The sequence below is a fragment of the Arthrobacter sp. 01T425 genome (assembly GCF_056398725.1).
The window spans coordinates 54,966-78,664 of sequence record NZ_JBFTPY010000002.1 but is presented as its reverse complement, the minus strand read 5'-3'; the positions used below and the strand labels follow the sequence as shown (position 1 = coordinate 78,664).

At 68.3% G+C, this 23,699-nt stretch carries 26 protein-coding genes and 3 tRNA genes; 21 read left to right on the top strand and 8 right to left on the bottom strand.

Going from position 1 to position 23,699, the window contains the following annotated elements:
* Positions 1-9 precede the first annotated feature (9 nt).
* Complete coding sequence (locus AC1DNG_RS04200) at positions 10-1,065, top strand: ABC transporter ATP-binding protein (RefSeq protein WP_476886705.1); 1,056 nt, start codon at positions 10-12, stop codon at positions 1,063-1,065.
* A gap of 124 nt (positions 1,066-1,189) precedes the next feature.
* Entirely contained in the window at positions 1,190-2,002 is an 813-nt protein-coding gene (locus AC1DNG_RS04195; RefSeq protein ID WP_476886797.1) for an ABC transporter permease, read from the top strand.
* A 9-nt stretch (positions 2,003-2,011) separates the two neighbouring features.
* Here AC1DNG_RS04195 and AC1DNG_RS04190 read toward each other — a convergent pair whose 3' ends face one another.
* The 5 genes from AC1DNG_RS04190 to AC1DNG_RS04170 form a co-directional block, all read right to left on the bottom strand.
* A complete protein-coding gene (locus AC1DNG_RS04190) occupies positions 2,012-3,508 on the bottom strand; it encodes a C40 family peptidase (protein ID WP_476886704.1) in 1,497 nt (498 codons plus the stop codon).
* Between the two features lie 190 nt (positions 3,509-3,698).
* Positions 3,699-4,619 carry a cation diffusion facilitator family transporter gene (locus AC1DNG_RS04185; protein ID WP_476849824.1) on the bottom strand — a complete coding sequence of 307 codons (921 nt, stop codon included), beginning with the start codon at positions 4,617-4,619 and terminating at the stop codon, positions 3,699-3,701.
* Between the two features lie 10 nt (positions 4,620-4,629).
* Complete coding sequence (locus AC1DNG_RS04180) at positions 4,630-5,091, bottom strand: metallopeptidase family protein (protein ID WP_476886703.1); 462 nt, start codon at positions 5,089-5,091, stop codon at positions 4,630-4,632.
* Positions 5,092-5,100: 9 nt separating this feature from the next.
* On the bottom strand, positions 5,101-6,081 hold the full coding sequence (locus AC1DNG_RS04175; RefSeq protein WP_476859450.1) for a DMT family transporter: 981 nt from the start codon (positions 6,079-6,081) through the stop codon (positions 5,101-5,103).
* Between the two features lie 86 nt (positions 6,082-6,167).
* Positions 6,168-7,049, bottom strand: coding sequence for an ArgP/LysG family DNA-binding transcriptional regulator (locus AC1DNG_RS04170; protein WP_476886702.1), 882 nt, complete (start codon positions 7,047-7,049; stop codon positions 6,168-6,170).
* Positions 7,050-7,117: 68 nt separating this feature from the next.
* Here AC1DNG_RS04170 and AC1DNG_RS04165 point away from each other — a divergent pair, with 68 nt between their 5' ends.
* Together AC1DNG_RS04165 and AC1DNG_RS04160 are read left to right on the top strand one after the other, a co-directional pair.
* The gene (locus AC1DNG_RS04165; protein ID WP_476886701.1) at positions 7,118-7,720 is read left to right on the top strand and encodes a LysE/ArgO family amino acid transporter; all 603 of its coding nucleotides are present in this window, start codon (positions 7,118-7,120) and stop codon (positions 7,718-7,720) included.
* 146 nt (positions 7,721-7,866) lie between these two features.
* Complete coding sequence (locus tag AC1DNG_RS04160) at positions 7,867-8,412, top strand: methyltransferase family protein (RefSeq protein ID WP_476886700.1); 546 nt, start codon at positions 7,867-7,869, stop codon at positions 8,410-8,412.
* Between the two features lie 87 nt (positions 8,413-8,499).
* On the opposite strand, the gene AC1DNG_RS04155 is transcribed toward AC1DNG_RS04160, so the two are convergent.
* On the bottom strand, positions 8,500-9,519 hold the full coding sequence (locus tag AC1DNG_RS04155; protein WP_476886699.1) for a PHP domain-containing protein: 1,020 nt from the start codon (positions 9,517-9,519) through the stop codon (positions 8,500-8,502).
* 200 nt (positions 9,520-9,719) lie between these two features.
* Here AC1DNG_RS04155 and AC1DNG_RS04150 point away from each other — a divergent pair.
* From AC1DNG_RS04150 to AC1DNG_RS04085, 14 genes are all read left to right on the top strand, one after another.
* Positions 9,720-9,792, top strand: a tRNA-Glu gene (locus AC1DNG_RS04150).
* 105 nt (positions 9,793-9,897) lie between these two features.
* Positions 9,898-9,971 (top strand) — tRNA-Asp (locus AC1DNG_RS04145).
* A gap of 48 nt (positions 9,972-10,019) precedes the next feature.
* Positions 10,020-10,095, top strand: a tRNA-Phe gene (locus AC1DNG_RS04140).
* A gap of 223 nt (positions 10,096-10,318) precedes the next feature.
* Positions 10,319-10,792 (top strand): hypothetical protein, encoded by a 474-nt coding sequence (locus AC1DNG_RS04135; protein ID WP_476886698.1) that lies wholly within the window; start codon positions 10,319-10,321, stop codon positions 10,790-10,792.
* A 196-nt stretch (positions 10,793-10,988) separates the two neighbouring features.
* Positions 10,989-11,510, top strand: coding sequence for an Asp23/Gls24 family envelope stress response protein (locus AC1DNG_RS04130; RefSeq protein WP_230012588.1), 522 nt, complete (start codon positions 10,989-10,991; stop codon positions 11,508-11,510).
* On the top strand, positions 11,507-11,698 hold the full coding sequence (locus AC1DNG_RS04125; protein WP_223914590.1) for a hypothetical protein: 192 nt from the start codon (positions 11,507-11,509) through the stop codon (positions 11,696-11,698). The genes AC1DNG_RS04130 and AC1DNG_RS04125 overlap by 4 nt, the downstream gene beginning before the upstream one ends.
* Positions 11,695-12,078 carry a hypothetical protein gene (locus tag AC1DNG_RS04120; RefSeq protein ID WP_476851809.1) on the top strand — a complete coding sequence of 128 codons (384 nt, stop codon included), beginning with the start codon at positions 11,695-11,697 and terminating at the stop codon, positions 12,076-12,078. The genes AC1DNG_RS04125 and AC1DNG_RS04120 overlap by 4 nt, the downstream gene beginning before the upstream one ends.
* Positions 12,075-12,734 carry a hypothetical protein gene (locus tag AC1DNG_RS04115; protein ID WP_476886697.1) on the top strand — a complete coding sequence of 220 codons (660 nt, stop codon included), beginning with the start codon at positions 12,075-12,077 and terminating at the stop codon, positions 12,732-12,734. The genes AC1DNG_RS04120 and AC1DNG_RS04115 overlap by 4 nt, the downstream gene beginning before the upstream one ends.
* Positions 12,731-13,342, top strand: coding sequence for a hypothetical protein (locus AC1DNG_RS04110; protein WP_476859443.1), 612 nt, complete (start codon positions 12,731-12,733; stop codon positions 13,340-13,342). The genes AC1DNG_RS04115 and AC1DNG_RS04110 overlap by 4 nt, the downstream gene beginning before the upstream one ends.
* A gap of 148 nt (positions 13,343-13,490) precedes the next feature.
* Positions 13,491-14,774 carry an ABC transporter substrate-binding protein gene (locus AC1DNG_RS04105; RefSeq protein WP_028277787.1) on the top strand — a complete coding sequence of 428 codons (1,284 nt, stop codon included), beginning with the start codon at positions 13,491-13,493 and terminating at the stop codon, positions 14,772-14,774.
* A gap of 7 nt (positions 14,775-14,781) precedes the next feature.
* Positions 14,782-15,819, top strand: coding sequence for a carbohydrate ABC transporter permease (locus tag AC1DNG_RS04100; RefSeq protein ID WP_026266860.1), 1,038 nt, complete (start codon positions 14,782-14,784; stop codon positions 15,817-15,819).
* Positions 15,816-16,715, top strand: a complete 900-nt coding sequence (locus tag AC1DNG_RS04095) for a carbohydrate ABC transporter permease (RefSeq protein WP_223914586.1) — start codon at positions 15,816-15,818, stop codon at positions 16,713-16,715. The genes AC1DNG_RS04100 and AC1DNG_RS04095 overlap by 4 nt, the downstream gene beginning before the upstream one ends.
* A 10-nt stretch (positions 16,716-16,725) precedes the next feature.
* The gene (locus tag AC1DNG_RS04090; RefSeq protein WP_079552393.1) at positions 16,726-16,980 is read left to right on the top strand and encodes a hypothetical protein; all 255 of its coding nucleotides are present in this window, start codon (positions 16,726-16,728) and stop codon (positions 16,978-16,980) included.
* Between the two features lie 130 nt (positions 16,981-17,110).
* Entirely contained in the window at positions 17,111-18,178 is a 1,068-nt protein-coding gene (locus AC1DNG_RS04085; protein ID WP_476851805.1) for a LacI family DNA-binding transcriptional regulator, read from the top strand.
* A 16-nt stretch (positions 18,179-18,194) separates the two neighbouring features.
* Here AC1DNG_RS04085 and AC1DNG_RS04080 read toward each other — a convergent pair whose 3' ends face one another.
* Together AC1DNG_RS04080 and AC1DNG_RS04075 are read right to left on the bottom strand one after the other, a co-directional pair.
* Positions 18,195-19,106 (bottom strand): DUF8083 family protein, encoded by a 912-nt coding sequence (locus AC1DNG_RS04080; protein WP_476851804.1) that lies wholly within the window; start codon positions 19,104-19,106, stop codon positions 18,195-18,197.
* Between the two features lie 31 nt (positions 19,107-19,137).
* A complete protein-coding gene (locus tag AC1DNG_RS04075; RefSeq protein WP_476859440.1) occupies positions 19,138-19,944 on the bottom strand; it encodes an exodeoxyribonuclease III in 807 nt (268 codons plus the stop codon).
* Between the two features lie 131 nt (positions 19,945-20,075).
* Here AC1DNG_RS04075 and AC1DNG_RS04070 point away from each other — a divergent pair, with 131 nt between their 5' ends.
* The 3 genes from AC1DNG_RS04070 to mmsB are packed head-to-tail and all read left to right on the top strand — an operon-like array spanning position 20,076 to position 23,675.
* Positions 20,076-21,575: a CoA-acylating methylmalonate-semialdehyde dehydrogenase gene (locus AC1DNG_RS04070; RefSeq protein WP_476856194.1), complete on the top strand. Its 1,500-nt coding sequence runs from the start codon at positions 20,076-20,078 to the stop codon at positions 21,573-21,575.
* Positions 21,575-22,723, top strand: a complete 1,149-nt coding sequence (locus AC1DNG_RS04065) for an enoyl-CoA hydratase/isomerase family protein (protein ID WP_476886696.1) — start codon at positions 21,575-21,577, stop codon at positions 22,721-22,723. Before AC1DNG_RS04070 ends, AC1DNG_RS04065 begins: the two co-directional genes overlap by 1 nt.
* Positions 22,716-23,675, top strand: a complete 960-nt coding sequence (gene mmsB, locus AC1DNG_RS04060) for a 3-hydroxyisobutyrate dehydrogenase (protein ID WP_476886695.1) — start codon at positions 22,716-22,718, stop codon at positions 23,673-23,675. The genes AC1DNG_RS04065 and mmsB overlap by 8 nt, the downstream gene beginning before the upstream one ends.
* The last annotated feature ends 24 nt before the right edge of the window (positions 23,676-23,699 follow it).

Genomic DNA, 23,699 nt, shown 5'->3' with positions numbered 1-23,699 from the left:
GACGGCCGCGTGAGCGCCGCCGGGCCGGCGGCCGAGCTGAGCATTGAGACCACGGGCCTGACCAAACGGTTCGGCCAGCAGATGGCTGTCGACGGCGTCGACCTGGCCGTGCCGAAAGGCGCGGTCTTTGGTTTCCTGGGCCCGAACGGTTCGGGGAAGACCACCACCATCAGGCTCCTGCTCGGCCTGGCCACCGCCACCGGAGGTTCCATGCGCGTGCTGGGCGAGGAGATGCCCGGCAAACTCAATGACGTACTGCCCCGGGTCGGGGCGCTGGTGGAAGGACCGGCGTTCTACCCTTTCCTCTCCGGCGCCGCGAATCTGCGCCGCATGGACGCCGCGGACCCCTATGGTTCGGGCGCCACTCGGCGTGCCCGCGTCCAGTCAGCCCTGGAACGGGTGGGTTTGACGCACGCCGCGGACAAGCTGGTCCGGGCCTATTCGCTGGGGATGAAGCAGCGGCTGGGGATCGCCAACGCCCTGCTCGCCCCGCGGGAACTGCTGGTGCTGGACGAGCCCACCAACGGGCTGGATCCGCAGGGCACCCGTGAGGTGCGGAGCCTGGTGCGATCGCTCGCGGCCGACGGCGCCACGGTGTTCGTCTCCAGCCACCTGCTGGCCGAGGTCGAGCAGATCTGCACCCATGCGGCCATCATGAGCGCTGGCCGGCTTGTGGCGCAGGGAACCCTGGCGGAACTGCGCGGGGCCGGCCAGGCAAGGATCCGCGTGTTGACCCCGGATCCGGGTACTGCGGCGCAGGTGCTGGCCGGCCTCGGCCTGACCGCGACCCTGGGCACCGACGGCCGTACTCCCGGTGGCGCTGGTTCCGGTGCCGCCGGCTCCGGGATCGACGCGGCCCTGTTCGCGTCACTGCCTGGGGCTCCGGCTGCCAGGGAAGACGGAGGATCGTCCCGGTCCGTGGAGCGGGCGGCCGTGCAGCCGGAGGCCGTGGTGGCGGCCCTCGTGGCGGCGGGGGTCCGGGTCCGCGGCTTCGCGACCGAACAGGCCAGCCTTGAGGACCGGTTTGTGGCATTGACGGGGGAGGGGTTCGACGTTGTCCAGTAACAGCTCATCCGCGGGCGATCCGGCAGCCGGCCCGTCAGTTGCCCCGGCGCCGGGCCCCAGCGAAGCGGCCGCAGGCGCTGGCGGGGACGGCGGGGCGGGCGCTGCGCCGGTCCGGCGCGGGTCCCTGACCGGTGACCTGCTGGCGTCCGAGCTCGGGGTGCTGTTCCGCCGCCGCAGGACGTGGGCCATGTTGTGCGCGCTGGCGGCCATCCCGATCCTGATCGCGGTGGCGGTGCGGGTCTCCGCGGCCGTGCCGGCAGGCCGCGGGCCGGCCTTCCTGGACCGGATCGCCCAGAACGGCCTGTTCGTGGGCGTCACGGCAATGGTGGTCTCCGTTCCGCTGTTCCTGCCCCTTACCGTCGGCGTCGTGGCCGGAGACACGATCGCCGGAGAGGCCGGACAGGGGACCCTGAGGTACCTGCTGGTGGCTCCCGCCGGGCGGATCCGCCTGCTGATCGTCAAATATGCCGGGGCGGCCGTGTTCGTGATCGTTGCCCCGCTCGTGGTGGCCCTGACCGGGGCCGGAATCGGCGCGGCGCTCTTCCCCGTGGGGCCGGTGACCCTGCTCTCCGGCGACACGATCGGCACCGGCGAGGCCCTGGTCCGGCTCCTGCTGATCGCCGCCTATCTGGCGGTTTCGCTGCTGGGGTTGTCGGCGATCGGGCTGTTCATCTCCACCCTGACCGATGTTCCGGTGGGGGCCATGGCGGCCACCGTGGTGCTCTCTGTCGTCGCGCAGGTCCTGGACGCGCTGCCGCAACTCGAGTGGCTGCATCCCTGGCTTTTCAGCCACTACTGGCTGGACTTTGGCGATCTGCTCCGGCAGCCGGTTTCCTGGGATTCCTTTGCCGCCAATGCCTTCCTCCAGGGCGGTTACGTCGCCGTCTTCGGCGCGCTGGCCTACGGCAGGTTCATCACCAAGGACGTGCTCTCCTAGCCGCCAGTCTCAGTAACGGGCCGCGTAGCCGTACAGCTGCATCCCGGACATGGCGGCAACATCGGTCACGGTAATGCCGGCGTCGGGGTTCAGCGCCTGGACCACGCGGCCGCCGCCGAGGTAGATGGCCACGTGGTAGAAGCCCGGGGCCGAACCCCAGACGAACAGATCGCCCGGACGCGCCTGGGAGAGCGGGACATGGACGGGGGCCTGGGCGAACTGCTGGGAGGCCGTGCGGGGCAGGTACTTCCCTGCGGCGGCGAACGCATTCTGCACCAGGCCCGAGCAGTCAAACCCATAGCTCCCGGTTCCGCCGTACTGGTAGAAGAACGGCGATCCGGTCTTGCCGAGCGCCACCGAAATCGCGGTCTGGTTTGACCCGCCGGAAATCGGCGCCGGAACCGGAACGGGTACTGGCGCCGGGACCGGGGCAGGAATCGGTGCGGGGACCGGAGCAGGTACCGGTGCGGGATCCGTCGCGGACGCCGGAGCCGGAGCGGAGGCCGGTGCGGGCGCGGGTGCGGGCGCGGGTGCGGGCGCTGCAGCGGGGGCCGGCACGTCGGCGGGAGCCGGAGCGGCTGGCTGTCCTGCGGCTGAATCGTCCCGTCCCGGTGCTGCCGGTGCCGGCTGTGAACCCGTGCCAGGCTGCAGCGCTGGGCCTGCCGCCGCGGTCAGTGCTGCGAGCCGAGCCTGCTGGCGCTGGCGGTCGAGGGCGTCCACCCGGGCCGATTCCAGCGCCGCGGTGGTGTTTCTCAGGCTTGCCAGCTGGTCCACGAGCGCGCTGCGCTGCGCTTTGGCATCGGCCACGACCTGGCGCTGGGCGGCGTCGGCGCGGCCGGCGTCGGCCTTGCGGTCCGCGGCAGTCGCGGCGGCCTCGTCGGCGGCGCGGTTGGCGTCCGCTGCGGCTTCGGTCAGGGACTGCGCGGCCGTGGCCGCGTTTTCCGCGGACTCGAAGGCCCGCGCGCGTCCGGCCGTTACAGCCTCCAGCGTGGCTGCATCCTCCAGGGCCCGCCCGGAGCCGCTGACAAAGCTGCTGAGGGCCGGGTTCAGCCCGCCGTTGCGGTACAGGTCACCGGCCAGCTGGCCCAGCTGTTTGCGGGTTTTGGCCTGTTCTGCCCCGGCGGCGGCAGCCCTGGCGGCCGCCACAGCCGCCGCGTCACGGCGTGTGGCCAGCTCCACGAGGGCCTCGCCGTACGCGTTGTTTGCTTGCAGGGATGCGGCGAGGCTGGTTTCCTGGCCGGCCGACGCGTCGGCCAGAAGCCCGTCGATCCTGGTGACCTCTGCCGCCGTCGAGCTTGCACTGGACTTGGCGGCAGCGATCTCTTCCGGTGAGGGGATCTCCGGCGACGCCGGAACCCGGCCGGCAGTCTCCAGCGGCGGGCGCCCCTGCGGAGAAATCTGCGAAGAAATCAGCGGCGCGGCCTGGGCCGGGAGCGCGAGCGTTCCGAGGAGGACGACGGCGGTGCAGAGCACAGCCGTCTTGCGGCCGGATCGGATCCAACTCATGGGCAACCTCGCTGAAGTCTCAGGCTGGAGTGAGCGAGGTCGGATTTGGCGCGTGAAAGCCCTCTGCGGATCACCCAGCAGGCATGAGGCTACGTGCCAAAGGCTACTTTGGCAACACGAGTCACATGAATAACATAAACAACACGAGTGTCATTTGGCCACGTCCGTGACGGGTGTGTCCTGCCGACGGTCAGGCGTGCTGGTGGGCCTCGTGCTCTGAATGCGTGGTGGGCTCGAGCTGGAACGTGCAGTGTTCGGTGTCGAAATGGGAGCCAAGGCAGCTGGTGAGTTTGTCCAGAACCCGGTCGGCGCCTTTGGCGCCGAGCGCTGCGTCTTCCACCACCACGTGGGCGGAGAAGACGGGGACACCGGAGGTAATGGTCCAGATGTGGATGTCGTGGACGGATACCACGCCGTCCACCGCAAGGATGTGGTCGCGGATCATCTGAACGTCCACGCCCTTGGGCGTGGCCTCGAGGAGCACGTCGACGACGTCGCGCAGCAGGTGCCAGGCCCGGGGCAGGATCATGAGGGCGATGAGGATCGAGGCAATGGTGTCGGCCGCCTGGAACCCGGTGACCATGATGACCACCGCCGCCGCGATGACGGCAAAGGACCCCAGCAGATCCCCCAGGACTTCGAGGTAGGCGCCGCGGACGTTCAGGCTTTCCTTCTGGGCGCCGCGCAGGATCAGCAGGGAGACCAGGTTGGCGACGGCGCCGAGGACCGCCGCGGCGAGCATGACGTCGGTGTGGACCTCGGGGGTGGTGCCGAGCCTGCGGATGGCCTCGGTGAAGATGACCACCGAGATGACGATCAGGACCAGTGCGTTTGCCAGCGCCGCCAGAACTTCGGCGCGCTGGTAACCGTAGGTGCGCAGATCGCTGGCGGGCCGGGTGGCGATCCATGCGGCCAGCAGGGCGATGAAGACGCCGGCGGCGTCCGAGAGCATGTGTCCGGCATCGGCGAGCAGGGCCAGGGATCCGGAGACAACCGCACCGATCGTCTGCACGAGCACCACGGCGAGCGTGATGGCCAGGACGGCGACCAGGCGCTTGCGGTGCTTGCCGGTGGCAGTGATGCCGTGCGAGTGGCTGTGGTCGTGTCCCATGCCTACAAGGCTATCCCCAGCCGAGCTCGTGCAGGCGCGCGTCGCTGATGCCGAAGTGGTGGGCGATCTCGTGCACCACGGTGACGGTGACTTCCTCGATCACGTCCTCCCGGGAGGTGCAGATGTCCAGGATGGGTTGGCGGAAGATGGTGATCCGGTCCGGCAGCGAGCCGGCGTCCCACCAGGAGTCCCGCTCGGTCAGGGGCACCCCCTCATAGAGCCCCAGCAGCACGGTGTCTGGATCCTCGCCGGGCTGCGGGGTGTAGTCGTCCTCGATGAAGATCGCGACATTGCTCATGGTCTTTGCCAGATCCGGCGGGATCCGGTCGAGGGCATCACTCACGGCGGCCTCGAAATCGGCCTCGGACATCGGGAAGGGGCCGTCGTCCGGGCCGTCACCACCGTCCCCGCCGGCACTGCCCTCCCCGCCGTTCGGAACGATCGGCAGGCCGGGCGGGAGGGAGGAGGGCATAGGCAAACTCTAGCGGGACCGGCGCCGGGTCAGCCCCACGCCCACAAGGCAGATCGCGCCGCCCACCAGGCCCCAGATGGTCGGAATCTCGCCCAGGACCAGCCAGGAGATCAGGATTGTGGTGCCCGGGACCAGGTAGGTGGTGGCCGCGAGGCGTCCCGCATCAATCATCGAGAGCGCATAGGCCCAGGTGGTGAATGCGATCGCAGTGGGGAAGATGCCCAGGTAAACCAGGCCGAGGGTGGCCGGCAGGGGAGCGGACTGCAACTCGGTGACCAACTGGCCGCTGAAGGGCAGGCAGCACAGGGCGCCCACCATGATGCCGAACCAGGTGGCCTGGGCGGCCGGGAACTTGCGGAGCACCGGTTTTTGGACGATTACGCTCACGGCGGCCAGCGCGGCCGCAAGCAGGCAGAGCAGGACGCCGGCCACGTCCGCCGTCGACCGCTGGCCGGAACCAAGCGCAATCACGGCCACGCCGCCGAACGCGATGAGGCTGCCGATGATGAGCCAGCGCGGGAACCCTTCCTTCAGGATCACACCGGCCATGACGGCCACCAGGATGGGGTTGACGTTGATCAGCAGGGCGGCCGTGCCGGCGTCGAGCATGTGTTCGGCGGCGTTCAGGGCCACGTTGTAGCCTCCGAACCACATGACGCCATAGGCGAGGATGGGCCACCACTCGCGGCCCCGGGGCAGGCCCCTGAGCTTGGGCACCACCAGCAGGCCCAGCACGACGGCGGCAACGGCCAGCCGGCCGAGCGTCAGGGAGCCAGGGGAGAAGCTCGGGCCTACGGCGCGGATGCCCACGAAGGCGGAGGCCCACAGGACCACGGTGACGATGACGGCGGCGATGCCGAGCCTGCTGATCGTGGCCGGCTGCCCGGGAGGGGGCGGCGCGGGTTGCGGGGCGGGTGCGGGGGCGGCGTGCGGAGACCCTTCGTGGGGGCCTGCGGACGGAGTGGGGCCGGATGCGGCGGTTGTTGCCATGCTGCCAATGTAGCCGTTCCCGCCTCCTCCCGGCTGGCGGGAATCGGTCACGTCTAGTCGAGATCCTGCCAACATCCCGAATGGCCTCAGCGCAGGACGCGCGCCGCCGTCCGGACAGCGGCCGCGACGTCGTTCAGCGCTGCCGAGCCGCGCCGCCACTGCTGCCAGTAGAGGGCAACGTCCACGTGCGCTCGCGGGGCGAGGGCCTCGAGCCTGCCGGCCAGCAGGTCCTCGCCGATTTCGATTTCGGGCATCATGCCCCAGCCCATGCCCCAGCGGATGGCATCGCCAAACTCCTGGGCGGCCGGGACATAGTGGCGCGGGGGCTGCAGGGAGGCCCGGCTGACCCGGCGCAGCCAGCGGTCCTGCAGGTCGTCCTTGCGGTCGAAGACCACAACGGGAGCGGCGGCGAGGGTCGCGCCGGTCGCACCCGCCCCAAACCAGCGGCGGGCGAAGTCCGGAGCGCACACCGGCAAATAGCGCATGGTGCCCAGCTTGCTCGATGAGCAGCCGGGCATGGGCTGGGCTGTTTCCGTGATGGCGGCCGCGGCGGCTCCGGCGCGCAGCAGGTCCAACGAGTGCTCCTGGTCTTCTCGCAGGATCTCGAGCTGGACGTTGTCACTGGCCGCCGCGAGGCCGGCCAACGCCCAGGTGTGCAAGGAATCGCTGTTGATCACCAGCGTCAGGCGCGTCCCTCCGCGGGGGTGCTCCGGCTGCAGTTCCTCGGCCAGGTCCGCAGAGAGCATTTCCAGCTGCCGGGCGAATCGCACCACGGCCTCGCCGGACTCCGTGAGTCCGGGCGGCCGCGCCCGGGTCAGGACCGGCCGCCCGACGGCGGTCTCGAGTGCCCGGACCCGCTGGCTGATCGCCGACGGCGTCACGGACAGGTGCGCGGCCGCGGCGTCGAAGCTCCCGTGCGTCAGAATCGCGGCCAGCGTCCGGGCCTGTTCGGGGGTGATCTCCATCATTAGCCCATCTTACGTATCAGCAGAATCTTTAACTGGTTTCATCTTTGGCGGGCGCCTACCGTGGAGTGGTGATCCTTCCCCTGTTTTCCGGTCTCTCCGCCGGCCTGTCCCTCATCGTTGCCATCGGCGCGCAGAACGCTTTTGTCCTCCGGCAGGGCATCCAGCGCTCGCACGTCGTCATGGTGGTGGCAGTCTGCGCGGTCTCGGACCTCGTGCTGATCCTGCTGGGCGTTGCGGGCATCGGCATCCTCCTGGACCGGGCGCCCGCTGCCCTGGTCGTGATCCGGTGGGCCGGGGCCGCGTTCCTCCTTGCCTACGGGGCGCTCGCGGCCCGGCGTGCGGTCGGCGGGGAGCAGATGGAGGATCCCGGCGACAAGCCCGCCGCCGGCCGTGCCGCCGTCCTTGGCACCTGCCTGGCTTTCACCTGGCTGAACCCGCACGTCTACCTGGACACGGTGCTGCTGCTCGGGTCCCTCGCTGCCGCCCAGGGCGAAGCCGGGCGCTGGTGGTTCGCCGCCGGGGCCGGCCTGGGAAGCATTGCCTGGTTCACCGCCCTCGGCGCGGGGGCGCGGTTCCTGAAATCCCTGTTCCGGCGCCGGACGGCCTGGCGTGTGCTCGACGCCGGCATCGCCGTCGTGATGGTCACCCTTGCCGTGCTGCTGCTGGCCTGACACGCGCCCGCCCGCCGCTCCGCCCCGCCGCGCGCCGCCCATCGCGCGCCCACGCAAAGTGTCGGGAAAGCTCAGGCTGATCCCCCGTCCCCGGGGTAGGCCGGTGGGCCCTTGTCCGTTCGACGTGGCGGGGTCACGATTGCTGGATGACAGCATCCCCAGCTTCGGCCAGCGAACGACGGCGTGCAGCAATCGGCACAGCCGTCTTCGCGGTCGCCCCCGCAACCGCCGCCGGCGTGGTGCCGTGGCTGCTGACCCGCTGGAAAGTGGAGTCCCCGGTCCCCGGCGGGGTGCCCGCGCAGATCGCGGGCGCCATGATGATCGGTGCGGGCGCTGCCGTCATCGCGAACTCCTTTGTGCATTTCGCCGTCGAGGGCATCGGGACCCCCGCGCCATTTGCCCCGCCCAGGCAACTGGTGGTCGGCGGCCTTTACCGGTACGTGCGGAATCCGATGTACGTGTCCATTGCCGCGGCCGTCGCGGGGCAGGGGCTCCTGCTGGGCCAGCCGAGGCTCTTCCTGGCTCTGGGCATCGGTGCCATCCCGGTGGTGGCTTTCGTCCGGCAGTACGAGGAGCCCACACTGGCCCGGAAGTTCGGTGCGGCGTACGAGGAGTACCGCAGCAATGTCCCGCGCTGGCTGCCCAGGCCCACGCCGTGGCATCCCGAAGGGCCGGCGTCGTCACGGCCCTAGGCATCGGCGGGCAGCAGGGCATTGGGCGGCTGGGCATCCGCGGGCTGGGGTAGCCCTGGGGCCTCGCCCAAGGCAGCTGTCCGGCCGCTATTTGCCGCTTCCGGCCCACTCCAGCAGCCGATCCAGCGGCCAGGTGGTGACGATCCGCTCGGCGGGTACCCCGTTCGAGGCCGCGCGCTCGGCACCGTACTGCAGGAAATCCAGCTGGCCCGGCGCATGGGCGTCGCTGTCGATGCTGAACAGACAGCCGGCATCGAGGGCCAGCCGGATCAGCTCGTCCGGCGGATCCTGCCGTTCGGGGCGGGAATTGATCTCGACGGCCACATTATTGCCGGCGCACGCCGCGAACACGCGCGCGGAGTCGAACTCGGACTGCGGGCGGGTTCCCCTCGACCCCTGCAGCAGCCGGCCGGTGCAGTGGCCGAGGACGTTCGTGTGCGGATCATTGATGGCGCCCAGCATCCGCTCGGTCATGGTGCGCCGGTCGGAGCGGAGCTTCGAGTGGACGCTCGCCACCACGATGTCCAGCCGGTCCAGCATCTCCGGGGTCTGGTCCAGGGTGCCGTCCTCCAGGATGTCCACCTCGATCCCGGCCAGGAGGCGGAAGTCACCGCCGTCCGCGTTGATGTCCGCAACAATGTCCAGCTGTTCCCGAAGGCGTTCGGCGCTCAGGCCGTTGGCAATCTTGAGGTTGGGGGAGTGGTCCGTCAGGGCGAGGTAATCCCGGCCCAGCGTCCGGGCGGCGTCAGCCATCAGTCCGATCGGGGACCCGCCGTCGGACCAGTCGCTGTGGCTGTGCAGGTCCCCGCGGAGGGCCGAGCGCAGTTCGGCGCCGCCGGTCGCGAGGGGTTGCTGCCCGCGTTGGCGCAGATCCTCAAGATAGTCGGGCACGCCGCCGTCGACCGCCTGCCGGATGACCTCGAACGTTCTGTCGCCGATCCCCTTCATGCTCTTGAGCCTGCCGTTGCGTGCCCGCGCTGCGACCTCCTCCGGGTCCAGGGCGCCGATAATCCCGGCTGCCTTGCGGAACGCCTGGATCTTGAAGGTGGGGGCGAGCCCGCGTTCGAGCCAGAACGCAATCTCATTGAGGGCATCAACGGCATCCATCAGTCCATCTTGCACCCACTCTGCCCGGCCCCGCCCCTATCTTGGCCCGGCTTTGTATCGGCGGGAAGGACCGATTTTGGATAATCCGGGGGTCTGCCCTTATAGTTTTATAGTCCAGTTCGGAGGAACCCGAAAGGACAAAAACGACAGGCTTCGGCCCTTAATTTTTGCCCTGATATGTTCCGACGGATGGCGTCCTGGCCCCCATCGTCTAGCGGCCTAGGACACCGCCCTTTCACGGCGGCGGCACGGGTTCGAATCCCGTTGGGGGTACGCAAGGAACTGGTCAAACCGGGTGAAAAAGTCTGGTAGGCTAAAGGCCTTGAAAATCTGCGGTAGCGATATCGCAGACAGCAAGAACAAGCAGTAAACAAGCAAGGCCCTGTAGCGCAGTTGGTTAGCGCGCCGCCCTGTCACGGCGGAGGTCGCGGGTTCAAGTCCCGTCAGGGTCGCTCTGATTGCCGGAAGAAATTCCGGCCTTCAAGGTGACATGTCACCTAGGCTCTGTAGCTCAGTTGGTAGAGCGTTCGACTGAAAATCGAAAGGTCACCGGATCGACGCCGGTCGGAGCCACCACTGGGAAGCATCAGTTCTTTGAGAACTGGTGCTTTTCTTCTTTAACACCATCTGGTGCTCCGCTTTATCGACGGGGGAGGCGGGCGGCGGCCGACGGCGGCGACCGTTTGGGGGCCGTCCAGCCGGCCGGGCTAGACTCGCACGCTGGGGAAAGAACACCAAGGCCGCCGGCAGCCCGGTCCGGGCAGGCGGCGTAATCTCAACCGAAAAGTGATTCTGCAACGTGACTTCGAAGAATATTGCCCGTCCTCTCGCCGCAACCGCCCTCCTCGCAGCCCTGGCGCTTACCGGGTGTTCGGCCCCGCAAGCCGGCAGCGCGCCTTCGTCCGCCGCGGGCACGTCCGCCGGTGGCGAGTCCACCGCTTCCACGTCCGCCACGCCGAGCCCCAGCGGGACCTCGGGACCGTTCGGCGGCTTCACCAGCGCCGCCGAGGCGTGCTCCAAGATCTCGGAGCAGGCAACCGGCGCCACGCTCCTTCCGCTGTCGGCAGCCCAAGGCAAGACGGCGGAACTGGAACAGTTCAAAACGGAGCTGGCCGCGACGGCCGAACGCGTCCCGGACAGCCTCAAGTCCGACTTCGCCAACCTGAAGGAGGTGGCCGTTGCCGGCGTCACCGACCAGACGGTCTTCTCCAGCGGAAAGCTCCAGGCCGCCATGGCGCCGGTCACGACCTGGATCGCCACCAACTGCAAGTAGGGGGTTCGGCCAGGCCAACGCCCGCGTCGGCCCCCGGCTGACATCCGGCAGCCGACAGACGGCTGGCCTTGTCCCCGATGCAGGCCGCCCGTTCCCGCCCCCACCTGCATGGACTGTGGGAACGGGCGCCGCAAGATTCCCCCACGCGCCCCAAGGCAGGGACTAGGGTTGTGTCAAAGAGAAGGGGGAGTGCGTTATGGAATACCAGAATTCTCAACCCGTCGCCGGTCCCGCGGCCGGTCAACACGTTGCCGGGCTCGCAGCCGGTCAGCCCGGTCCCGATGCCCTAGTCAGTCCTACAGACGGTCTGTCCGCGCCGGCCGGCACCGGCCGCACGGTCATAGCGGAAACTGCCGTCGCCAAGGTAGCGGGCATCGCCGCCCGATCGGTGCCCGGCGTCTATTCGTTGGGATCAGGACCCTCACGCGCCCTCGGGGCCATCCGCGACGCCGTCGGCAACGCTGATCACGCAGCGGGCGTCCGCGTGGAAGTCGGCGAAACGCAGGTCGCCGTGGACATCGATCTTGTTGCCGTGTACGGCACCCCCCTGCAGACCCTCGCGGACCAGGTCCGCGCCGTCGTCTACGCCGCCGTCGGGGAACTGGTGGGTCTCGAAGTGATCGAGGTCAATATCGAGATCAACGACGTTTATGTGCCCGGCCCGGCCAAACCGGCCGCGTCCGCCGAGGCCCGGCCAGTCAGGGAGGCAATCCAATGAGTCTGACGGTAGTGGGAATCGCCATGGGCGCCTTCGTGGCCTTCATGTCCTTCCAGTTCGGTGTCTGGGGCTTCCTCGGCTCCCTGTTCTTCATGGCCATTGGCGCCCTCCTGGGCCGGGCCGCAGAGGGGAAGCTGGACCTGCGAAGCGTGTTTGACGCCCTCACGGGCCGGCGTTCCTCCTCATGAGCATCACGGCAGAAGCGCCGATCCCCGGCGCCGCGGTGGCCGGGCACAACCGCATCAGCACCCAGGCCCTGACGAGCGTGGCCCGGGCGGCCGCGGGGGAGGCCCTCGGTGTCCCGGCGCACGACGTCCGCGCCGACTGGTCGGACGATGACGGGCTGCTCGCCCTGTCGCTTGTCATGCCCGTCGCGGTCCCGAATCTCACCGCTGTGGTCCGGGACCCCGGCCGCGTCGCCGGATTCGGCGGTTCCATCTGGGAGCGTGCCGTCGCAGCCAAGGCCGAGATTCTGCGCCGCGTGACGGAACTGACCGGAGCGCAGCTGAGCCGGGTGGACATCCGCATCAGCGGGGCCGCCGTGCGCGGGGGAGGCCGGGTACATTGAGCCAGGACACCCAGAACGCCGGGATCGACTCCGCCGGGCACGACGCCGATGCGGTGCAGGGGAGCGCGCCGTTGGGTTCCGGCGCCGCGGGCATGGGCCGGATAGTGAAACGGGAGACGCACACATCGCGCGCTGTTGTGTCCGTGATCGCGGCCGGTCTGGTCATGGCCGTGTTCGGCTATGCGCTGCTTGAGACCGGGGTCCGTGCGATCGGGCAACCGCCGTGGCTCGTGGATCCGCAGACCGCGGCCGAGCGGGTAGTCGCGCTCCCGGCGGGAATCCCGCCGCTTCTGCTCGGCGTCACGGGCGCTGTGATCGCGATGGCCGGATTGTTCTTCTTCCTCAATGCCGTGCTGCCCGGCCGGCGGGCACGCCACCTGCTCCCGGACCGCCGGGCCGCCGTCGTGGTGGACGATGAGGTGATCGCCGCTGCCCTGGCGCGCCGGGCCCGGCTGGCCGCCAACGTGGCCAAGGAACAGGTGATGGTGGTCGTGTCGCGGAACCGGATCACGGTCAACGTCCGGCCGACCTCCGGTGTGCCGCTGCGCCCGGACGCCGTCCTGGAGGCTGTGCGCCGGGAAGTGGAGGAAATGGGCCCCTGGCCGATGCCGGACGTGCGGATCCAGGTATCCACAGCCGGGGTGGTGGGGGCATGAACAACACCCCCCGGGCGCTGAACCGCGTACTGATTGGCATCCTTGGCATCCTGCTCCTCGCCATCGGCGTCCTCCTGATACTGCTTGCAAGCGTCCCGGCCGTGGGCGTGTGGTGGCATGAGTGGGCCGGCGGCGTCCTGAGCTTCTGGCTCGATTTGTTCGAACGGACGCAATTCCCCCGCCGCCAGGGGAGCTGGCTGTGGCTTGCCATCTGCGTGGCGCTGCTGGTGGTGATTGGCCTGATGATCGCCTGGATTGCCCAACAGGGTACGGGCCGGACCAGCCTGCTCGTGGCAGAGGAGGACCCGGGTGAAGTGCCCGGCAACGTCGGAATCAGCGGCGGCGTGGCGGAGCAGACGCTCCGCGCGGCGCTGGCGGACCGGCCCGACCTGGCCGGCGTCACGGTCGCCGCCTACAAGATCAGCGGGGAGCCGGCCCTCAAGATCCGGGTGGAACCGCGCCAGGGCGTCGCCCCGCACCGGCTCGCCGCCGAAGTTTCCGCCCTGGTAGAGGCGCTCGACGCGGTGATCGGCAAACGCACCCCGGTGCTGATCCACATCGGATCCGGCGCGCGGTCGCGGTTCGGCCGTTCCGAGCGGGTCCGCTGAGGTGGCCGGCCGGCGGGCCACGGAATCTCCTTTGCATAAAGGTTTCATGTAAACGCTTGCATTCCGGACTGCCTGTTGATTACTGTGATGGTCGGCACACCATCAGTACGGCCGTTTTTCACCGGTACTCAGCGAGGAGCACTCCAGTATGAAAACCCGCAATTTCCTACTTCCCGTCGCCACGGCAGGCATTTTGGCTATCACCCTTTCGGCGTGTGGCGGCGGAGGTGGCGGCACTACCAGCGGCAGCGACGCCGCCTCGCAGGGCCTGGACGGGCGCGGCCCCATTACTTACGTTCAGGGCAAGGACAACAGCAACGTGGTCCGCCCGCTGATCGACAAGTGGAACGCCGCCCACCCGAACGAAAAGGTCACCTTCAAGGAGCAGACCGACCAGGCCGACCAGCAGCACGACGACCTCGTCCAGCACTTCCAGGCCAAGGACCCCGGCTACGACGTCGCGAGCGTCGACGTCGTCTGGACCGCCGAATTCGCCGCCAAGGGCTGGCTGCAGCCGCTCAAGGACAAGATGGCGCTGGACACCTCGGCCATGCTGAAGCCGACCGTTGATGCCGCTTCCTACAAGGGCACGCTGTACGCGGCACCGGAATCATCCGACGGCGGCATCCTGTACTACCGCAAGGACCTGGTCCCCACGCCCCCGAAGACCTGGGACGAGATGATGAGCATGTGCTCCATCGCCAAGACCAACAACATCGGCTGCTACTCCGGCCAGTTCAAGAAGTATGAGGGGCTGACCGTCAACGCCTCCGAGGCAATCAACTCCGCCGGCGGAGCCGTGCTGGACGAGAACGGCAAGCCCAACCTGCTCACCGCGGAGGCAAAGGCCGGCATGGCCAACCTGACCAAGGCCTACGCAGACGGCTCGATCCCGAAGGAAGCCATCACGTTCCAGGAAGAGGAAAGCCGCCAGGCATTCCAGGACGGCAAGCTGCTGTTCCTGCGCAACTGGCCCTACGTCTACAACCTGGCCACCACCGAAGGCTCCTCCAAGGTCAAGGACGTCCTGGGCATGACCGCACTCCCCGGCAAGACCGGTCCGGGCGCCTCGTCCCTCGGCGGCCACAGCGCCGCGATCAGCGTCTACTCCAAGAACAAGGCCACCGCGGTGGACTTCCTGAAGTTCCTCACCACCGAAGAGACCCAGAAGTTCTTCGCCACGCAGGGTTCGCTCGCACCGGTGCTCGGCAAGCTCTACGACGACAAGGAGCTCGTCGCCAAGCTGCCGTACCTGCCGGTCCTGAAGACCTCGATCGAGAACGCCGTGCCGCGCCCGGTCACCCCGTTCTACCCGGCCGTCACCAAGGCCATCCAGGAAAACGCGTACTCGGCCATCAAGGGCGAGAAGACTGTAGACGCGGCCCTGTCCGACATGCAGAAGTCCATCGAGTCCGCTAGCGCGGGACAGTAGGTCCATCATGGCAACTGAAGTAGGCCCGACGTCGGTCAAGGCACCGGCGTCGGGCGGGGCACCGATCCACCACGCACCCAAGGGTGTTGGGGAGGACAACCGCATCGCGACGCAGGGGCGCTGGGCAGCTTGGCTGCTGGCGCCGACCATCCTCGCATTGTCGGTAGTGATCGTGTATCCGATCATCACCGCCATTGTGATGTCATTCCAGAAGGATGCCGGTCTGGACCCCGCTACGGGTCTCTTCGTTGAGGGTGGCCCGGCCGGCTTCTCGAACTACTACAACTGGATTTTCCAGCAATGCCCGGCACCGTCCGGCGGAACCGTTGACTGCCCGCCGGGAACCCTCGGCGCGCAGTTCTGGTCCGCCACCGGCACCACGTTCTTCTTCACCATCGTGACGGTGGCACTGGAGACCGTGCTCGGCTTCTGGATGGCCGTCATCATGGCACGGGCCTTCAAGGGCCGCAGCCTGGTCCGTGCAGCCGTCCTGGTGCCGTGGGCCATCCCCACCGCCGTGACGGCCAAGCTGTGGCTGTTCATCTTCGCCTTCGAAGGCATCGGCAACAAGCTCTTCAACACCACCGTCCTATGGACCGGCAGCGAATGGCCGGCCAGGTGGGCCGTGATCATCGCGGACGTCTGGAAGACCACGCCGTTCATGGCGCTGTTGATTCTTGCCGGCCTGCAGATGATTCCCGCGGAAGTGTACGAGGCGGCCAAGGTCGACGGCGCCTCAGCCTGGCAGCGGTTCCGGATGATCACCCTGCCGCTGGTGAAACCGGCGCTCATGGTGGCCATCCTGTTCCGCACCCTGGACGCGCTGCGCATGTTCGACCTCCCGTACATCCTGACCGGCGGAGCGAACAACACCACCACGCTCTCCATCCTGGTGATCAACCAGATCAGGCAGGGCTTCAACGCGGCGGCGGCTTTGTCCACCATCACGTTCATCATCATCTTTCTGGTGGCTTTCATCTTCGTGCGCTTCCTCGGAGCGAACGTGGTGGAGCAGCAGACCGGCGCAGGTAAGGGGAAGAAATGACCGCCGCGACGAGCGCCGCAACCGAGCTGCGCGCAGAGCAGGACCGGGGGCGGAAGGCCGCGCAGAACCGCGAGAAGTGGGCCCAGAGCCGGACCTACATCAGTGCGGTCGTGATCCTCTTCTGGTGCCTGGCTCCGGCCTACTGGATGGTGGTGACGGCGTTCCGCGACGTCGGCTACACCTACGACACCTCGATCCTGCCGACTCACATCACGCTGGACAACTTCAAGACGGCGTTCGACACGTCCTTCGGCAACCACTTTGGCCAGGCACTGCTGAACAGCTTGTTCATCGGCACCGTCGTCACCCTGGTGTCGCTGGTGATCGGCGTGTTTGCCGCCTACGCACTGGCCCGCTTGAACTTCAAGTTCAAGTACCTTGTGCTGGGCTTCATCCTGGGCGCTTCCATGTTCCCCGGCGTCGCCCTCATCACCCCGCTGTTCCAGCTCTTCACGAACATCGGCTGGATGGGCACCTACCAGGCCCTGATCATCCCGAACATCTCGTTCGTGCTGCCGCTGACGGTCTACACCATGACCTCCTTCTTCCGGGAGATGCCGTGGGAGCTCGAGGAATCGGCCCGGGTGGACGGCTGCACGCAGGGACAGGCCTTCCGGAAGGTCATCATGCCGCTGGCCGCACCGGCCATCTTCACAACCGCCATCCTGGCCTTCATCTCATCGTGGAATGAATTCCTGATCGCCAGCCAGCTTTCGTCCGACGCAACGCAGCCGGTCACCGTGGCCATTGCGAGCTTCGCCGGTGCGCAGCCGAACCAGATTCCGTACACCGCCATCATGGCTGCGGGCACTATTGTGACCATTCCCTTGGTCATCCTGGTGCTGGTGTTCCAGCGTAAGATTGTCGCGGGCCTCACGGCCGGCGCGGTTAAGTGACTGAGGCGTGATGACTGACGAGCAGAACCAGGGTCACGTGCCGGCGACGCGTCGAAAGGTTCGCTCCGGCGAGGACTTCGACATCATCATCGGGTTCCTCGGCTTTTGGGCCGTGGTGCTGCTGGTGGTCACTGTCTGGATGGAAGTGACCGCCCAGCCAGCCCTCTTCTGGGCCCTGGGTCTGCTCGCCATGTTGCTGGCCCTCTACGGGATGATCCGGCTGCGCCGGCGTTTGCCGCGCCGGACGGCCAGCCGGCACTCCTAGCAGGGGGACAGCAGCCGGGCAGGAGCCGGGCAGCAGCCGGGCAGGATTATTCAGCCGCCGGGGGGAGGCGGACGCAACACGTCTGCGGGCAGCCGCCAGGCTTCCACGGACCGTTAATTAGGGGGCACAGGTGGCACGGACGGAACGGGCGCAGCGCGGAGGCCACTCGGGCGTCAGCATTGAGGATGTCGCCGCCGCTGCGGGCGTGTCAACGGCCACCGTATCCCGTGCCGTCCGGGGACTGCCCCGTGTTTCCCCGGCAACCCGCGAGAAGATCCTCGGCATCGCCGAATCCTTGGGCTACGTCGCGTCGTCCTCGGCGTCCGGCCTGGCGACGGGCCGGACCAAAACCATCGGCGTCCTGGCCCCGTTCGTCAGCCGCTGGTTCTTCTCCAAGGCCATCGAGGGAGCCGACCGGGAACTCCACTCCCGGCAGTACAACCTTTCCCTCTTCAACCTCGGCGGCCACGGCAGCCACCGTGAGCGGCTCTTCAGCAAGACCATGGTCTACAAGCAGATCGACGCCCTGCTGGTCCTCTGCATGGCGCTCACCCACGAGGAAATCGAGCATCTCCAGAAAATCGACATCCCGCTGGTGGTGGTGGGAGGCCACGTCGAGGAGTGCCCCTACATCGGCATCGACGACTACGCCGCGGCCGCCACCGCAGTGCGCCACCTGATCGGGCTGGGCCACACGGACATCGCGCTCCTGCACGGCGACGACGAAACCGACCTCAACTTCGACGTCCCCAGGGTCCGGATCCAGGCTTTCCACGACATCATGGGCGAGTCGCGGCTGCCCGTCCGGGCCGAATGGGACCTCTGGGGGGACTTCACCGTCCGCAGCGGTCAGGAGGCATTCCGCCGCCTCTGGGCCACCGGCGGTGCCAAGCCCACAGCAATCTTCTGCGCCTCCGATGAGATGGCCATGGGCGTCATCTTCGAGGCCAACAAAGCCGGTGTGCGCGTCCCGGAGGACCTCTCGGTCATCGGCATCGACGACCACGACTTCGCCGAGGCCATGGGCCTGACCACAGTCGGGCAGCGCCCGGACCAGCAGGCCGAACTCGGCACCAAAATGCTGCTGGACGAGCTTGACGGCATTTCCGGCTCCGTGCAGTCCGCTGTGGCGCCGCACCGGCTGATTATCCGGACGACGACGGCGCCGCCGCTGCGCCAGTCCGCGCGGCTCAGCTAGCGGAGTTCGGGCCGCGCTAGGACGCGCGGGCCAGCTGGCGGATCGGCACCCAACGCGAGGCCAGCCGGCGGTAGGCCGCGGCGGCGCCGGTCATGTCCCCCTCCGCCAGGCACTCGATGCCGAGGCGTACGTCCAGCGGCGAATCATCCGGATAGACCTTGTCTGCCACCCCGCCGTAGTCGAGTTCCACCGCCGAGTCCGGGTGGAAGAGCTCAAGCCATTCCGTTAACTGGGTCAGGTCCTCAAGCATGTCGAGATCGGGCGCGGCGAGGGCCAGGTGCGCCACCGCATAGCTCACCCGCTCCAGCGCGTTGCTGATGCCGGCGCGGATGCGGACCGTCACAATGTGGCCGTCGGCTTCGACGACGTCGGTGGGATCCGATTCCTGGAAAAGGCAGAACCAGCTGAACGGAATGCCCCACGTGGACGCCCTGGTGTGGACCCGGCTCAGGCCATCGTGGGCGCGCACCTCATCAATGCGTTCCTGGTGTTTGTCCCGCTGTTCTTCCGGGATCAGCAGCTGGGCCAGGGGCCCGTGGATGCCTTCCATCAGGGCATTGGCGGCCAGCCCGGCGCGGAGGACCAGCTGGCTGGGGCAGTACAGCAACCGGTCGGGCTGCGGGGCAGCCGCAGTCCCGGACGTGGCGGCGTCGTGCGCTGCGCCGGACGGGGCCCGCCTGGCCGGGGCCGCGACAACGCGCACCAGATCGGTCCGGCCGGTGGGAAACGGATCCCCGTCGGGCCGGGTGATGCGGCCCAGGGACGCCAGGAGCTCAGCGTTCTCCACAGCCGCGCGGGACGCCTGGCCGGCGCCGGCGGCCTCCAGGGTCTTCCGTTGCTGTTCGGGGAACGCCTCGAGGGGCTCGTAGATCCGGAGCGCGGAAGAGAACGGCAGCCCGGACTGTCCGTGGTAGATGCTCCCCGTCATTGGATCACGACGCTTCCCTGGCCGGCAGCCATTAGTCCGCCAGTTCCGCAATCACCGGGGCATGGTCCGAGGCGCCCTTGCCCTTGCGCTCCTCGCGGTCGATCATCGCACCGGTGACCCGTGCCGCCAGGGCCGGGGAGGCGAGGATGAAGTCGATCCGCATGCCCTCCTTTTTCGGGAAGCGGAGCTGCGTGTAATCCCAGTAGGTGTAGACGCCGGGCCCCGGGGTGTGCGGGCGGACGACATCCTGGAAGCCGGCCTCCTCGAAGGCATGGAAGGCGGCCCGCTCAGGTTCACTGACGTGGGTGAGGCCTCCGGAGCGGAAGTAGTCGATGTCCCAGACGTCATCATCCAGGGGGGCGATATTGAAGTCGCCCATCAGCGCAATCTGCGCCTCGGGGTCCTCCTTGACCCAGGTGCCGGCGTGGTTTTTCAGGATGTCCAGCCAGTTGAGCTTGTAGGGCATGTGCTCATCGTCGAGGGCGCGGCCGTTCGGGACATAGAGGCTCCAGACCCGGACGCCGCCGCACGTGGCGCCGATGGCGCGGGCCTCCTGCACGGCGTCCTTGCCGCTCTTGCCGAACACGGGCTGGTCCAGGAAGGTGCGTTCGACGTCGTCGAGTCCCACCCGGGAGGCGATCGCGACGCCGTTCCACTGGCTCAGGCCGAAGTGCGCCACCTCGTAGCCCATGTTCTCGAAGAGCTCCCAGGGGAAGTTCTCGTCCTTGCATTTGGTTTCCTGGATGGCCAGGACGTCGCAGTCCGTGCGCTGAAGCCAGGACTCCACACGGTCGGCGCGGGCACGGAGCGAGTTCACATTCCAGGTAGCAATCTTCACAGTCCCTAACTTACCGAACTTGGCCCCCGGACGAAGCCGCCGGCCGGCTCCGTCCTCTGGAAATTAGTAGGAAGTCCGAGTATATTCGGCTGCAGAGATGATCTAGGTCACATGCAAAGGAGCATTCGGTCATGGTTCGAGAACTATCCCATTACATTGACGGGCAGCGGGTTGAGGGAACCTCCGGCCGGTTCAGCGACGTCTATGATCCCTGCACCGGCGAGGTCCAGGCCCGGCTGCCGCTGGCCAGCACCGAGGAGGTGCGCAACGTCATCGCCAGCGCCGAAAAGGGGCAGGTGGAATGGGCCGCGATGAATCCGCAGCGCCGCGGCCGGATCCTGCTCAAGTTCGTGGACCTGGTCAACGAGCACATGGACGAACTCGCCACCCTGCTGTCCTCCGAGCACGGCAAGACCTTCCCGGACGCCAAGGGCGACATCCAGCGCGGCATCGAAGTGGTCGAGTTCGCCGCCGGCGCCCCGCACCTGCTCAAGGGCGAGTTCTCGGACAACGCCGGAACCGGCGTCGACGTGCACTCGATGCGCCAGCCCCTCGGCGTCGTAGCCGGCATCACGCCGTTCAACTTCCCGGCCATGATCCCGCTGTGGAAGTCCGGGCCGGCGCTCGCCGCCGGCAACGCCTTTATCCTCAAGCCCTCCGAACGGGATCCCTCCGTGCCGCTGCGGCTGGCCGAGCTCTTCACCGAAGCGGGCCTCCCCGATGGCGTCTTCAACGTCGTCAACGGGGACAAGGAAGCGGTGGACGCGCTGCTGGAGGATCCCCGGGTCCAGGCCATCGGGTTCGTCGGCTCCACGCCCATTGCCCAGTACATCTACGCCACCGCCGCGGCGAACGGCAAGCGCGCGCAGTGCTTCGGCGGCGCCAAGAACCACATGGTGATCATGCCCGACGCGGACCTGGACATGGCCGCGGACGCCCTGATCGGGGCAGGCTTCGGCTCCGCGGGCGAGCGCTGCATGGCGATTTCGGTGGCCGTTCCGGTGGGCCAGAAGACCGCGGACGTCCTCGTGGAGAAGCTGCAGGAGCGGATCGCCGGCCTCAAGGTCGGCCACAGCCTCGCCAAGGACTCCGATTTCGGCCCGGTGGTGGCGGCCTCCGCGAAGGACCGGATCGAAGGCTACATCGCCTCCGGCGTCGAAGAAGGCGCGAGCCTGGTGACCGATGGCCGCGGCCTGAAGGTGGAAGGCTACGACGGCGGCTTCTGGATCGGACCCACGCTGTTCGACAACGTCACGAAGGACATGAAGATCTACAAGGAGGAAATCTTCGGCCCGGTCCTCAGCGTGCTCCGCGCCGAAGACTACGACGAGGCCCTCCGGCTCTGCAGCGAACACGAGTTCGGCAACGGCGTGGCCATCTTCACCCGCGACGGCGACGCCGCCCGGGACTTCGCCAGCCGGGTCCAGGTGGGCATGGTGGGCATCAACGTCCCCATCCCCGTGCCGATTGCTTACTACACCTTTGGCGGCTGGAAGGCGTCCGGATTCGGCGACCTCAACCAGCACGGGGCCGACGCCTTCCGCTTCTACACGAAGACCAAGACGGTCACCAGCCGCTGGCCGTCCGGCATCCGCCAGGGCGCCAGCTTCATCATGCCGGAAGGCAGCTGATGGGGGCGGACGTTGCGCGGGTAGCGGACAGTGGAGCAGCGGCAGGCGAACCCTTGGCCGGGGAAGCAGGGGAAGTGACGTTTGAACGGCGCGGCCACCTCGGCGTCGTGACCCTCAACCGGCCCGCGGCCGTCAACGCCCTGACGGCCGGCATGGCCGCCGCGATGCTCGAACAGCTCACGCTCTGGGCCGACGACGACGCCGTGGCTGCGGTGCTGGTCCGCGGCGCCGGGGACCGGGGCCTCTGCGCCGGCGGTGACATCGTGGCCATCTACCGGGACATGCTCGACGGCGGGGACGCCACCGCAGACTTCTGGGCCGTCGAGTACCGGCTGAACCTGCTCATCTCCGAATACCCCAAGCCGTACGTCGCGTTCATGGACGGGCTGGTGTTGGGCGGTGGCGTGGGGATCTCGGCCCACGGCTCCGTACGGATCGTCACCGAACGCACCCGCACGGGCATGCCCGAAACGACGATCGGGTTTGTTCCCGACGTCGGCGGCACCCTGCTGCTCTCCGGCTCGCCGGAGGAGACCGGCACCCATGCGGCCCTGACCGGAGCCCACCTGAGCGGCGCGGACGCACTGTTCCTGGGCCTCGCCGACTGCTTCGTGCCCTCCGACCGTTTGCCGGACCTGGCGGCAGCGCTCGAAACCGAGGCGGCCGAGGCCGCTGTGGCCCGATTCGCCGAACCGGCACCGGCTTCAGTCCTGGCCGCACAGCAGGAATGGATCGACGCCTGCTACTCCAGCGACGACGCCGAGGAAATCCTGCGCCGGCTGCGGGCCTTCGGTGGAGAGGCGGGCGGGGAAGCCGCCGCAGCCGCGGACACCATCGAGGCCAAGTCGCCGACGGCAGTCAAGGTGGCGCTGGAATCCCTGCGCCGGGTCCGCGGCCTGAACCTGGAGCAGGCGCTGGAGCAGGAGTACCGCGTCGGCCTGCGCTTCCTCGACGGCCCGGACTTCCGCGAAGGCATCCGCGCCCAGGTGGTGGACAAGGACCGCAATCCCCGCTGGAAGCCCGCCACCCTCGCCGAGGTCACCGGGACGGACGTCGCGGCCTACTTCGCCCCGCTGGGCGGGCGCGAACTGAAACTCTCTCCGAAAGAGAACAACGCGGAGAACAACAAGGAGAAGAACCATGTCTGACGCAGGAGCCCCGGATACCGGCACCATCGCCTTCCTCGGCCTGGGCCACATGGGCGGCCCCATGGCCGTCAACCTGGTCAAGGCCGGCTACCGGGTGACCGGCTTCGACGTCGTGCCGGCGGCCCTGGACGCCGCCCGGGAGCACGGCATTCCCACTGCCGGGACGGCTGTCGAGGCGGCGGCGGGCGCCGCCGTCGTGCTGACCATGCTGCCCAGCGGCAAGCACCTCCTTGACGCCTACCGCGGCACGGGCGGTACGCCCGGCCTGCTCGAAGCCGCCGCCCCGGGCACCATGTTCCTGGATTGCTCCACCATCAACGTGGACGAGGCCCGCGAGGCCGCAGAACTCGCGGTCGCGGCCGGCCACCGCGCCGTCGACGCCCCCGTGTCCGGAGGTGTGGTGGGCGCCGAGGCCGGCACGCTCACATTCATGGTCGGTGCCCTCCCGGAGGACTTCGAGGCCGTCAATCCGCTGCTGGAAGTCATGGGCAAGCGGGTGGTCCACTGCGGCGCGCACGGTGCCGGCCAGGCGGCCAAGATCTGCAACAACATGATCCTGGGCGTCTCGATGATCGCCGTCAGTGAGGCCTTTGTGCTGGGCGAGAAGCTCGGCCTGACCCACCAGGCGCTGTTCGACGTCGCTTCCGCCGCCTCGGGACAGTGCTGGGCGCTGACCACTAATTGCCCCGTGCCCGGTCCGGTCCCGACGAGCCCCGCCAACCGGGACTACCAGCCTGGCTTCGCCGGGGCGCTCATGGCCAAGGACCTCAACCTGGCCCTCAACGCGTTGCAGAGCACCGGCGTCGCGGCCCGGCTCGGGCCGCTCGCGGCCGAAATTTACGATACGTTTGCCGCGGAAGGCGGTGCCGGCCGGGACTTCTCGGGCATCATCACCGACATCCGGGAAAAGTCGGAAGCAGGCAAATCCGAGGCAGGCACGGCCGGGCACTAGTCCCGGACCGAAGCCAACGCGCAA

Bases quoted from the DNA above. Each gene is read 5' to 3' on its own strand.
- AC1DNG_RS04110 (WP_476859443.1), top strand. From the start codon at position 12,731: ATGAACAACACCCCCCGGGCGCTGAACCGCGTACTGATTGGCATCCTT.
- AC1DNG_RS04155 (WP_476886699.1), bottom strand. From the start codon at position 9,519: ATGGATGCCGTTGATGCCCTCAATGAGATTGCGTTCTGGCTCGAACGC.
- AC1DNG_RS04120 (WP_476851809.1), top strand. From the start codon at position 11,695: ATGAGCATCACGGCAGAAGCGCCGATCCCCGGCGCCGCGGTGGCCGGG.
- AC1DNG_RS04065 (WP_476886696.1), top strand. From the start codon at position 21,575: ATGGGGGCGGACGTTGCGCGGGTAGCGGACAGTGGAGCAGCGGCAGGC.
- AC1DNG_RS04125 (WP_223914590.1), top strand. From the start codon at position 11,507: ATGAGTCTGACGGTAGTGGGAATCGCCATGGGCGCCTTCGTGGCCTTC.
- AC1DNG_RS04090 (WP_079552393.1), top strand. From the start codon at position 16,726: ATGACTGACGAGCAGAACCAGGGTCACGTGCCGGCGACGCGTCGAAAG.
- AC1DNG_RS04080 (WP_476851804.1), bottom strand. From the start codon at position 19,106: ATGACGGGGAGCATCTACCACGGACAGTCCGGGCTGCCGTTCTCTTCC.
- AC1DNG_RS04170 (WP_476886702.1), bottom strand. From the start codon at position 7,049: ATGATGGAGATCACCCCCGAACAGGCCCGGACGCTGGCCGCGATTCTG.
- AC1DNG_RS04070 (WP_476856194.1), top strand. From the start codon at position 20,076: ATGGTTCGAGAACTATCCCATTACATTGACGGGCAGCGGGTTGAGGGA.
- AC1DNG_RS04095 (WP_223914586.1), top strand. From the start codon at position 15,816: ATGACCGCCGCGACGAGCGCCGCAACCGAGCTGCGCGCAGAGCAGGAC.
- AC1DNG_RS04160 (WP_476886700.1), top strand. From the start codon at position 7,867: ATGACAGCATCCCCAGCTTCGGCCAGCGAACGACGGCGTGCAGCAATC.
- AC1DNG_RS04130 (WP_230012588.1), top strand. From the start codon at position 10,989: ATGGAATACCAGAATTCTCAACCCGTCGCCGGTCCCGCGGCCGGTCAA.
- mmsB (WP_476886695.1), top strand. From the start codon at position 22,716: ATGTCTGACGCAGGAGCCCCGGATACCGGCACCATCGCCTTCCTCGGC.
- AC1DNG_RS04105 (WP_028277787.1), top strand. From the start codon at position 13,491: ATGAAAACCCGCAATTTCCTACTTCCCGTCGCCACGGCAGGCATTTTG.
- AC1DNG_RS04190 (WP_476886704.1), bottom strand. From the start codon at position 3,508: ATGAGTTGGATCCGATCCGGCCGCAAGACGGCTGTGCTCTGCACCGCC.
- AC1DNG_RS04100 (WP_026266860.1), top strand. From the start codon at position 14,782: ATGGCAACTGAAGTAGGCCCGACGTCGGTCAAGGCACCGGCGTCGGGC.
- AC1DNG_RS04175 (WP_476859450.1), bottom strand. From the start codon at position 6,081: ATGGCAACAACCGCCGCATCCGGCCCCACTCCGTCCGCAGGCCCCCAC.
- AC1DNG_RS04185 (WP_476849824.1), bottom strand. From the start codon at position 4,619: ATGGGACACGACCACAGCCACTCGCACGGCATCACTGCCACCGGCAAG.
- AC1DNG_RS04180 (WP_476886703.1), bottom strand. From the start codon at position 5,091: ATGCCCTCCTCCCTCCCGCCCGGCCTGCCGATCGTTCCGAACGGCGGG.